Origin of the sequence: Microcystis sp. M144S2 (genome assembly GCF_020246065.1) — a bacterium.
Lineage (GTDB): Bacteria > Cyanobacteriota > Cyanobacteriia > Cyanobacteriales > Microcystaceae > Microcystis > Microcystis ichthyoblabe_A.
Genome location: NZ_JADBTR010000087.1, coordinates 1 through 9,535 on the forward strand (window position 1 = coordinate 1; position 9,535 = coordinate 9,535).

General features: G+C 40.6%; 14 protein-coding genes. 7 read left to right on the forward strand and 7 right to left on the reverse strand.

From position 1 onward, the window contains the following. From IM462_RS11285 to IM462_RS11295, 3 genes are all read left to right on the forward strand, one after another. Window positions 1-113 (forward strand): transposase (locus IM462_RS11285; protein ID WP_036400142.1); only part of this gene is annotated, 113 nt, incomplete at its 5' end. Between the two features lie 6 nt (window positions 114-119). Further along, the gene (locus tag IM462_RS11290; protein ID WP_287702549.1) at window positions 120-533 is read left to right on the forward strand and encodes a hypothetical protein; all 414 of its coding nucleotides are present in this window, start codon (window positions 120-122) and stop codon (window positions 531-533) included. After that, window positions 530-1,237 (forward strand): hypothetical protein, encoded by a 708-nt coding sequence (locus IM462_RS11295; protein WP_287702551.1) that lies wholly within the window; start codon window positions 530-532, stop codon window positions 1,235-1,237. Before IM462_RS11290 ends, IM462_RS11295 begins: the two co-directional genes overlap by 4 nt. Before the next feature lie 115 nt (window positions 1,238-1,352). Here IM462_RS11295 and IM462_RS11300 read toward each other — a convergent pair whose 3' ends face one another. From IM462_RS11300 to IM462_RS11330, 7 genes are all read right to left on the reverse strand, one after another. Further along, window positions 1,353-4,565, reverse strand: coding sequence for a hypothetical protein (locus tag IM462_RS11300; RefSeq protein ID WP_287702553.1), 3,213 nt, complete (start codon window positions 4,563-4,565; stop codon window positions 1,353-1,355). Further along, entirely contained in the window at window positions 4,562-4,816 is a 255-nt protein-coding gene (locus IM462_RS11305) for a hypothetical protein (protein WP_287702555.1), read from the reverse strand. The genes IM462_RS11300 and IM462_RS11305 overlap by 4 nt, the downstream gene beginning before the upstream one ends. Next, complete coding sequence (locus IM462_RS11310) at window positions 4,813-5,022, reverse strand: hypothetical protein (protein ID WP_287702557.1); 210 nt, start codon at window positions 5,020-5,022, stop codon at window positions 4,813-4,815. The genes IM462_RS11305 and IM462_RS11310 overlap by 4 nt, the downstream gene beginning before the upstream one ends. A gap of 62 nt (window positions 5,023-5,084) precedes the next feature. Continuing rightward, window positions 5,085-5,234: a hypothetical protein gene (locus IM462_RS11315; protein ID WP_287702559.1), complete on the reverse strand. Its 150-nt coding sequence runs from the start codon at window positions 5,232-5,234 to the stop codon at window positions 5,085-5,087. A 200-nt stretch (window positions 5,235-5,434) separates the two neighbouring features. Next, a complete protein-coding gene (locus IM462_RS11320; protein ID WP_287702561.1) occupies window positions 5,435-5,770 on the reverse strand; it encodes a hypothetical protein in 336 nt (111 codons plus the stop codon). A 49-nt stretch (window positions 5,771-5,819) separates the two neighbouring features. Beyond that, on the reverse strand, window positions 5,820-6,017 hold the full coding sequence (locus tag IM462_RS11325; protein ID WP_287702563.1) for a hypothetical protein: 198 nt from the start codon (window positions 6,015-6,017) through the stop codon (window positions 5,820-5,822). 52 nt (window positions 6,018-6,069) lie between these two features. After that, a complete protein-coding gene (locus IM462_RS11330) occupies window positions 6,070-6,573 on the reverse strand; it encodes a hypothetical protein (RefSeq protein WP_287702565.1) in 504 nt (167 codons plus the stop codon). A 174-nt stretch (window positions 6,574-6,747) separates the two neighbouring features. Here IM462_RS11330 and IM462_RS11335 point away from each other — a divergent pair, with 174 nt between their 5' ends. The 4 genes from IM462_RS11335 (at window position 6,748) to IM462_RS11350 (ending at window position 9,457) form a co-directional block, all read left to right on the forward strand. Continuing rightward, on the forward strand, window positions 6,748-6,990 hold the full coding sequence (locus tag IM462_RS11335) for a helix-turn-helix domain-containing protein (protein ID WP_287702567.1): 243 nt from the start codon (window positions 6,748-6,750) through the stop codon (window positions 6,988-6,990). Further along, window positions 6,987-7,619, forward strand: coding sequence for a tyrosine-type recombinase/integrase (locus IM462_RS11340; protein ID WP_287702569.1), 633 nt, complete (start codon window positions 6,987-6,989; stop codon window positions 7,617-7,619). The genes IM462_RS11335 and IM462_RS11340 overlap by 4 nt, the downstream gene beginning before the upstream one ends. A 335-nt stretch (window positions 7,620-7,954) precedes the next feature. Further along, window positions 7,955-8,584: a hypothetical protein gene (locus tag IM462_RS11345; RefSeq protein WP_287702571.1), complete on the forward strand. Its 630-nt coding sequence runs from the start codon at window positions 7,955-7,957 to the stop codon at window positions 8,582-8,584. 294 nt (window positions 8,585-8,878) lie between these two features. Beyond that, complete coding sequence (locus tag IM462_RS11350) at window positions 8,879-9,457, forward strand: hypothetical protein (RefSeq protein ID WP_287702573.1); 579 nt, start codon at window positions 8,879-8,881, stop codon at window positions 9,455-9,457. Window positions 9,458-9,535 lie beyond the last annotated feature (78 nt).

Genomic DNA, 9,535 nt, shown 5'->3' on the forward strand with positions numbered 1-9,535 from the left:
CAGTGGAAGGAATTAATAATAAACTGAAGGTGATTAAAAGGAGAGGCTATGGATTTAGAAACTTTAAAAACTTTAGTCTTAGATGTTTATTAAATTGGCATTTTGCTAGTTGATTTTACATGGTAAGTTCGGAAGAACCGGAATCGATAAGTTATCTATCTGCTTTTGACAGGCCTGAGCCAGACAAAATCGAATGTGTTGCGACCGTTTTATTGGGAGCTTGGTATTCAATAGATACGTCAGAAGTTTCGGTGAGCGAGCTTTTACACAAAGCCCAAACTACCCAGCCATCATACATCCGATTGTTTAGTTCGGATATTGAGCTAGATCCAGGAATGCGAAGTATTTTGGATCGGATTCCCAGATTCCAGTATAATGTCTCTAAGGGATTTTTGCATTGGGATTATGCTGATGGTTTAGATACGGGAACCATATATCATGATATAGAAAGTTCAAATTTCAAAAAAATTCAAGATTTAATCAAGCAATTTCAGCCCACCTCTTTTGAAGACTTGGAGAAGTTTTTAATATGACCAGACAAACATCTAATTTTGTTAACAATGATCGCACAATCCTTACCTACCTTGAAATTTTAGCAAATAAAAGTATTGAACCTGAAAGGTATCGTGAAGTAATGGAACAACTCGGTAATAAGCTCGGGCAAATAATTTTAAATAGAGTTATCGATAGCTCACCCCATAGCCTATATTTAGCCTCTACCGTTGAAGATGCTGATTTTTTAGCAAAAGGCATTATCCTACAGTTAGAGAACCATTTTTCTAACATAGGATATGCTTGTTTTTGGAACAAAAGATTTTCTCCTTTTGGAATTAGCGACTTAAAAGTAGCTCCAATTCTAAAAAAATATCAGGAACCCAGCCCCAGCAATATCGATTATTTGATTATTGTTAAGTCTATTATTTCTGGAGCTTGCGTAGTCAAAACAAACCTTGTCAATTTAATTCAAAAAATTAATCCAAATAAAATTTTAATCGTAGCTCCAGTAATGTATATTAATGCAGAAGAAAAATTAAAAATTGAATTTGAACGAGAAATATCTAATAAATTTGAATTCATATATTTTGCAAAAGATGATCAGCGAACGTCAGACGGTGAGGTGATACCTGGCATTGGCGGCTCTGTGTACGAAAGGCTTGGTTTTCAAGGACAAGATGACAAGAACACTTATATCCCAGAACTGGTTCGCTCTCGACGAGCTAGATTAGTCAGCGCTTAGAATTTTTTATAAGGTTTACTACCCTAACCCCGATTAGCTCTGAAACATTTCTCAAGGGTAAAATGCCCAAAAATACGCAATTTTTTCGGTTTTGAGTTTTGAGTATGATTAGTGATTAAGTTGCAATCGCCAAAAGCTGATTAAGAAGCTTATCTCTTATCGGAATAGGTATAAATCCCCATAGGGCGGCCCACTGATTGCGATCGAGTACCTCTAGGATGTTCCCAAATTCCGTTAGGAGTGAGTCCTCACTAGCGGCCTCTAGGTAAACCGTAGCATCATTAATTAGGTCTGTGTCGGTCTGGGTAAGGGTTTCAGCTTGGCCACAATTGCTATATGAATCCTTTATAGTAAATGTGGCCAAGATTTCATCCAAAAATTCCCGGCATCGATTGACCGTAGTCCGTGCCATGCCGGTTACAGTAGAGATCGCACGCTCGGTTATTTTTTGTCCAGATTCCCACAACCGATTAGCAGCCTCACCTATTAGCCGTTTAGTCCGTTCGCTGACACTTTCAGCGAGAGGGGTGATTTCATGCGCTTTACACTGCTTAATCTGGTTAGGGGGGATGAGTCCACTAAAATCATAATCGGTCAAGAGAACAATCTCGAAAATTCGATCCCGGTAAAGATTAGCCCGCGGCCTCCCTGTCTCTTGTTTAATGACTCTCAAAATTTGATGGTGAACATAGCGGTTAAAACCCTCACCATAGGGGTCATTGCCAGTGCCAATAGCGTAATCATGCCGTAGGGATTCTAGATTATGGCATGGTAAACCATCAATGATTAGACGGGTAACACCATCGATCGCATTCGTTCCCTGAGAATTGACAAAATGTCTTAGGCTTGTCTCATCCCCATCATCCTTACAGTGAGACTGGAATCTGATAAAAGCCGTGTTATCGGGGTCGTCTTGCCGGTAATAGTCAAGGATAGCCTTAACCATTCTTTTTTGCTGGTTTCCCCGGCTTATCCCATTACGGCCAAGGTCTGACACTTGGATAAACCTGATATTCTCTGGAATCCCCCCCCCGGTAGTAATTAGATCAATTTTTAGCCCGGTTCGGGCCTCAAGGTTTTCGATCGATTCCGTGGCCGATAGGAAGATGACCTTAGCGGCCTCATTTATAATCGCTTGTAATCGAGAATCAAGGAAAGATACCGATAAAACACCATGATTAAGCGATAAATAGCCTTTACCCTGTAAAGCATTGATTAATTCAGGTAGCCACTGCTTTAAAGCTTGATTTTCGGCTTTTTCCGCTAAATTGCTATCCTTTTCAGCGAATGCCTTGCGGACCGATGCCGGCATATCAGCTATTGATTCCCCCATTTCACTAATTGGGTCAAGAAAGCTTAAATCGGGGGTTAATGCTTCTTTTAGGCGATTTAAATCGAGATTGCTAGGAATTAATCCTAAAAGCTTCTCTCTTAAGGTTTTACCATCAAAACCATAGCGATTAGACTGCTTTTCCGAGAGAAGCTTCTCAACGGCATCCAGTAAAGACCTTAAGGATAGGAAAAGATCATTATCTTTTTTTGCTAAGGCTGCGATCGAGGCTGTAATATCTTTTTCCCCTACCTTAACTATTTTCGTGGTGTTACAGCTTAACTCGCTTTCCTCGAAAATTAGGGTCGTATTCCCATAATCGAAACCATTTTCAGGATCGTATGACTTAGGATTAGGTAAGCTTGCCGGGTGAGCTATTAACCGTTTAGATTGCAATGCAATCGCACGCTTTTGTAGGTAGTCATAATCCCCTTTACCAGACCGGCATAATTCAAGGAATTGGCAACCCTTGCAGATAGTCGATGATTCTATTCCGTGGCTTATATTTTGATTGGCTAAGGCCGCATGGGTAAAGGGTCTAGCACAATTAGCCCTTAAATCTTTTTCCTGATAGCGATCGAGTGAGTCTTTCCTTTTTCTGGTTCTCACTTCCCCCAATGGGTTACGGGATAGCCCGGCGTGACGGCCCTCTAATATTGGCCAATCTTTTAACGTTGGGGTTGAGACATTTCGAGGGTCGCTGGTAATATAAAATAAATCTGTAACTCCCATCATCTCAGGGGTTGCCTTGCCAGCATCGTAAGATTTACCGCTTCCAGTTGGCGAAGTATCTAAGATATATTTACCCGATGCCCATTCATTTAATCGATTAGAGCGGTCATAGATTTTTGCCTCTCGTTTAGTCGGTAAGGGTGAGGGTAAAGGTTTTCTGGTTTTTTTCCGATCTTTAAATGCTAATCGCTTTACCTTTTCCCAGAATGATAAATCTTTCTTAGCTAATTCAAAGAATTGGCTAGGCGTGATAAATTCGATTGATTCCAGATTCCCTATCTCATCAATATCACCGATTTTCTTGTCAAAACCATGACCCCAATAGGCAATCTGGATCGGTAAAATGTCAGACAGTTTACGATACTGGTTAGTAACATTCTCATTAACCAAACTACCCGCGTCGGGGTAAAGGGTCGCGACCGCGCTAGGGTTCCCTAATCTTTCTTTTATTGCCTTGATCGCATTTAGTAAAGATTCCTTACTACCCGCAAAATTCCCCCCCGATGCTCCGATGAAGGGTATCCCCAATCTGTCAGCAGCTATAGCAGGTTTAAGCTCTAACCCTTCACAGATTCCTATCTGGTCATGGTGTTTTAATTGGCTAGGCCAATAGATAGCTATGGGTAGCTCACCATTTTGTAGTTTTGGGTCAACCCCCCGCACACGGGAAGACAGCCATATATATTTTCCTGTGTCATTTTCTTTACTATTGGGGTTATAGAGTCTTAAACTGACAAATAAGCCGTTATGGTCTGGAATTGGCACCATAATCCCATTAATGGGATTATTTAACTTCCCACCGTCCCAATTAACCCCTGACAGACCGGGAGAGACTGCCGGGGTTAATTTTTGCCATTGTTCAACGGTTCTAAAGTTGGCTATTCTGTCATCGGTCAAATACTCGCGGTTTTTTAGCAGAATGCGATCACTATCAGATAGAGTCAGTTGATTTAAGATTTTCTTAATCTCTCTATCCCGTTCTATGGGGGACAAGGATCGAGCGTGTCTTTCCCGTTCTAATTGCTTTTCGCGCTCTCGCTGTTCCCGATATTCCCGGCGCTTCTCATCATTCCAGTTGTCAGCATCCGGCTTGAATGCCCACATATTAAAGCCGTTGCTATCTATCCCCCTATGGATGTAATCGGGGGGGTTAGCATCCATATCCCGGCAATGAATTAGATTAGTTAGCAAGGATTGCCGGCAGTCCCTACGAGCGCCGTTACAGATCGGGCATCCTTTTTTTAGGGGTTGAAAGCTTCTACTCATTCCACACCCCCATCAAAATCAAAATTTATCCGAGATTGAAGCCGATCAAGCTTCTCACAGATAGCCTGTAAGTGTTTACGGTCACATCCGATGATTTTTGCCGCTATCCGGTAAGCTTCTCGCTTTTCCCGTCGGGTTTCGCAGTATTCCCCGATATGGGCCGCTGTTAGGGCTATTAACTCTAATTCCCCAAAAGTCTGCGAGAATTCATTGAGTGCTTTTTCTAGGGTGATTAAATGATTAGGGGTCATGCTACACCCCCAGAAAAATTGATTTTTTGTACCGTGCCTAACCCTACCCGTGCCACAAAATTAAGGGTATTCTGGCTTATTTTGCCAAAATTAGCCTTTATTCTGCTTAGTAAAGCTTCTATTGGGCTGGTAATCTTTCTATCGCTTAATCCCGTGGCATTCAGGGAAACTCTTGACTTTTGTGGTGTTTTGATGGTATTATTCATCTCATTAAGAATATAAGTTTTGACCACTCCCGAAGCTTCGCAGGCTAGGGAGTGGTTATTTTTTAGGCTGTTTCTAGCTTGTCTAAGGATTCTCGGATCATCTCTCGCATCACCGTGGCTGCCGTATCATTCCTTTTTTCAGCAATTTCAAAAATTTGACGCTTCATCTCAGGGGAAACCTTGGCCACTAGGGAGACGTTTTTTACTTTCATCTTTGACCTCTCTTTTCTTTAATAGTAAGGTAACACATAATGATTAAAAATGTACCTAATTCATACTACGAAAATATTAAAGTTTTGTGAAGTTCCCAAAAATCACAAGCCCAAAACCTTAAAACCCAATCAGGGTAAGGGTTACACGGGATACAATTGATTGATACTTACAAAAAACTTACAATTAACTTACAAAAAACTTACATATCTTCTATCTCATCAAATAGCTCCCCCCACAGATACCAAAGTCCCACAAAATCCCAATCAACCCGGTCAAAATCGGCAATACCTAGAGGCATTAAGGGGGTGAGGGTTTCCTGAGTTTTGGCTAAAATAACCGTTAAATCCCCGCCGGTTTCTAACACCAGTTCTCTCATAAAATGCCCTGATTGGCCTAAAAAAGAACGGCAATCAAGGGAGTTAATGTACCAATATCGATTATCATCGCCAAAGTAATTAAGAACCGCTAAAGTGTCGGGGTCTGTGGGTTTTTTGGCACTCGAAAGCCGTTGGTAATATTGTTCTTTTGTGGTCATTTTGATTACTCCTATTAATGGTTTTTTACTGATAACTGATAACTGATTACTAATCCTCTATCTCCCAATCTACATAGTCGATATTGTCTCGCCAATCGATTAAATCAGGTATATTTTCCCCATAGCTAAGCGAGATAGCCGGGTAAATTTCATTTAGCAATTCTAGGGCTTGTTTTTTGCTTTTTGCGGGTAGAGTTACTTCGAGATTAATTGTGAGTATTCCAGTGTATTCCTTAAGTTTTGTCATCTTTTTTACTCCTAATTTAGGAGGGGAATTAATCCCCTCGATTGCTATCTGTTTAGAGCGAGAATTTCTTTTGAGTGCTTAGATAGAGGGTAGTAGCAATAGCGCGACGGTCTTCACCATCGACTCCTAACCCGTCAGCTTGCTGTAAACAAAACCCGTAAAGTTTAGCCATTTCTTGGATGTATTGGGCTATTTCTCGCTTCTGAGAGGGGTTTAGGAAAGATTGCTCACTCTCGCTAGGTTTCTCGCTGTTTTGAGCGATAACGTGATTGGTATTATGTAGAGGCCGCACGGGTACGGGTGACTCTGGAAGGGGTTGACCTAAATTAGTTAACGCCGGGTCTTCGATCAAGTTAAATTTTCCTTTGGAGTCAACCCCCACAGTTAAAGGGGAATTTTTGATCACATAGCGACGGCTGTAGTCGTCATCAACCCCGCGCCATATAGGGAAAGTCTCACCGGTATCGCGGTTACGGCAGTCGATAACGAGACGTTGGCCAAACTTTGTTTTTACTTCGCGGGGACGATCGAGCGCTATTGCTTGAATGAGTTTCATGATGTATCATCAACTTTGTTAGGTTTACGAGAGAGAAGCGATCGCACTAAGTGGTATTGGGCGCGTTCGCTTTTCTCTATATCTGTATAATAATCTATTAGTAGATACTTGTCAAGAGATTAATCTTAAGTTACTATAAGAATATATTGATAGTAGATACTTGAGTAATAACTAATGACTATATCAAAGATGAAGATCAGCGTTACCCGTGTTTATGAAGTTGAGGGATTAGGCGATCGCATTCGCCGGGAAAGAAAAGCCTCACCCAAAACCATTACTCAATTAGCTGCTGAGGCCGGGATAAGTGTAGCTTACTGGAATCGAATCGAGACTGAGAAGCTTGTAAGCTTACCGATCGAAACCCTTAGAGCCATTGAGAAAGTGCTAGAGGTATCGTTAGGCGTGTCCATAGATTGACATATATAGGTATCCCTACCCGTGAACCCCACGGGTTTTTTACCGTCGCTGACTTGGTAATTCTGAAACTTTACCTAAGAATGAAATGCGATCGCAACGGCCAAGCGAAAATACTGACAGATAGCGAGATTACCGCTATATTTAGCCTTTTTTCCGAGAGGGATAGGGCTGTGTTTGCTATCTGTCTTTATTGTGGCTGTAGAATCAGTGAAGCGTTATCTATCAGATTTTCTGACATAGCCGGCGGGGTGATTACTCTCAGGAAAGCGAATACTAAGGGGAAAAGGGGGACGCGATCGCTTCCCATATCCCCTAGACTTGAAATAATTCTCAATGATTACATCGACTCGATCGCATCTCCGAACGAGTTTCTTTTTCCCGGTAGGGACGGCACTAAACCCCTAACTACTGCCTATGCTGATCTAACGCTTAGGCAAGCTTGCCAGAAATTGGGGATTAAGGGAGTATCTACCCATTCTTTTCGCCGAACTGCTTTAACCCGTATGCACGCGCGGGGTGTTCCCCTCCGAACTATTCAGAGAATCTCAGGCCATTCATCCTTAGCGGCCTTATCGGTTTATTTAGAAGTCACCGATGAAAACGTCCGGGACGCGGTAAATCTGATTTAATGCGATCGAGTGCCAATTCTTTAGATAGAGTGCCAATTCTCAAAGTGTCCACTATTGGCTAGACAATGACTATACAATTGGCTATCTTATGAATAGACAGATAGACAAAAGGATAGACAACTATGGCACGCGATAAACTAATCACAATCAGGATCGAAGGGGACAAAAGACAAGCTTTTGGAGACTTGGCAAAAAGCCAAAACACTGACACAGCCTCACTTCTATATGATTTTATCTCAGGATGCCTAGACGGTAGGATAGACATTAAGCTAGTCACTGGTAAGGGGAACCGGATAGACAATCAGATAGACACTGACCGGATAGACAAATTAGAGATGACTACTCAAAAAATAGATGAACGAGTAGGCCAAATAAGCAAAAAGCTTAATGATTGGGTAGTCGCTTTTGATGATCGCCTAAATGATTGTGATCAAGGATTATCGGAAAAAATCACTAGCCTAGAGCATCGACTAAATGCTCTCGCTTCTCAGTTGGATAGTAAAGAGGATAGACAAGGGGAAACCCCCGATATGGAACCCTTGATTAAAGAAGCATTGAGGCTAGATTTTATGGATGATCAAAAGTTGATCGACTATATTGAATCTAAAATAGAGGATACGGAAATAGATAAGCCTGATCATGAGTCAGTCACTTCCCCCCTTCCTACCGTTGCCACGGTTGAGACTATGGAACCTGACTCAATCGTTGAACCGGACAAGGTCGCGATCGGTCCCGTCCCGGGTGACACTGTTTCAATTGAATCAGTAACGGGTGAGGGTACAGTAAGCAACCGACAAGGCTTAACCAATGACCAATTAAGTAAAAAGATAGGCATACCAACCTCAACTATCGAAAAGTGGAAGGGGAAAATTCGCGAAGGGAAAGAAATCACGTCAACAAAATACCCTAAATTTTTTAAACAGTGGACACTTAATCTTGCTGATAGCCTTTGGTATGAAGTCTAATCACTTCCCAGTAGGAAAATGCCTAATATTAAGTCCTCAAGAACAACGAGATAGCTCTTTTAGGTTCTGTGTGATAAGTTTAACTTACATAGGATCGATCTTTGTGTCCTTTGTGTCTTTGTGGTTCGTTCCACCCCCTTGCTAGGAGGAATGTATCTTAGAATACATTTTACCTACCAAACCCAAGAGAACCACAAGATAAAGAAGTACGGTGAATACAGCATCCATCGCCTAGTTCTAGAGGCTTGGGATTCAATGAAATAATCAAATAATTTCTTATTTTTCTGAAAAATTATGTACACAGACGAATTAATTCAAACAATTTTTGGTGAAGATGCCTTAACGTATATCAAAAATAAAAATAGAGGAGGAACCAACAATAATAAGGGAAAAGAATACGAGGATTTTTTTGCCATATACAAATTGAGCGAAATAGCTAAACAGATAGTTGAAGAAGGCATTGATGCTAAATTTTTTAGTCAACTCAAAACTTTTGTAGATGATTTAGTAATTGATTTTCCAAAATTACGAATACATTATCAATTAAAAAACAAAGAAAAAGGTATTTCTTGGGGAAATTCCGATACATTAAAATCTATCGCTTATGATTTTTACTCGCAGTACAGAATTAATGAAACAATAAAGTTAGAAGAAACTCAATTATGTTTAGTTACCAACAACGAAACACAACAAATTCATCTTAGTAAAACCATTCCTAGCGAAATAAAAAACTACACTTCTGTATTTTATTTTTATTATTCAAAAAACATAAATGAAATAATAGAAGCAATGCCTGATTTTAAGGAATCGAGGCTCTTCCGAACTTGTCATGTAAAATTAAATAAAAAACAGACAATTATTGCTGACCAATAAAACAATAATTTATCTTTAAAAGCTCACTATGCTTGCAATACAGCAATTTATTGGTTAAAATATAAACAGCCAAGACCA

Excerpts from the sequence above, each read along its gene's own strand:
- IM462_RS11290 (WP_287702549.1), top strand. The coding sequence starts at position 120 with ATGGTAAGTTCGGAAGAACCGGAATCGATAAGTTATCTATCTGCTTTT.
- IM462_RS11295 (WP_287702551.1), top strand. The coding sequence starts at position 530 with ATGACCAGACAAACATCTAATTTTGTTAACAATGATCGCACAATCCTT.
- IM462_RS11300 (WP_287702553.1), bottom strand. The coding sequence starts at position 4,565 with ATGAGTAGAAGCTTTCAACCCCTAAAAAAAGGATGCCCGATCTGTAAC.
- IM462_RS11305 (WP_287702555.1), bottom strand. The coding sequence starts at position 4,816 with ATGACCCCTAATCATTTAATCACCCTAGAAAAAGCACTCAATGAATTC.
- IM462_RS11310 (WP_287702557.1), bottom strand. The coding sequence starts at position 5,022 with ATGAATAATACCATCAAAACACCACAAAAGTCAAGAGTTTCCCTGAAT.
- IM462_RS11315 (WP_287702559.1), bottom strand. The coding sequence starts at position 5,234 with ATGAAAGTAAAAAACGTCTCCCTAGTGGCCAAGGTTTCCCCTGAGATG.
- IM462_RS11320 (WP_287702561.1), bottom strand. The coding sequence starts at position 5,770 with ATGACCACAAAAGAACAATATTACCAACGGCTTTCGAGTGCCAAAAAA.
- IM462_RS11325 (WP_287702563.1), bottom strand. The coding sequence starts at position 6,017 with ATGACAAAACTTAAGGAATACACTGGAATACTCACAATTAATCTCGAA.
- IM462_RS11330 (WP_287702565.1), bottom strand. The coding sequence starts at position 6,573 with ATGAAACTCATTCAAGCAATAGCGCTCGATCGTCCCCGCGAAGTAAAA.
- IM462_RS11335 (WP_287702567.1), top strand. The coding sequence starts at position 6,748 with ATGACTATATCAAAGATGAAGATCAGCGTTACCCGTGTTTATGAAGTT.
- IM462_RS11345 (WP_287702571.1), top strand. The coding sequence starts at position 7,955 with ATGACTACTCAAAAAATAGATGAACGAGTAGGCCAAATAAGCAAAAAG.
- IM462_RS11350 (WP_287702573.1), top strand. The coding sequence starts at position 8,879 with ATGTACACAGACGAATTAATTCAAACAATTTTTGGTGAAGATGCCTTA.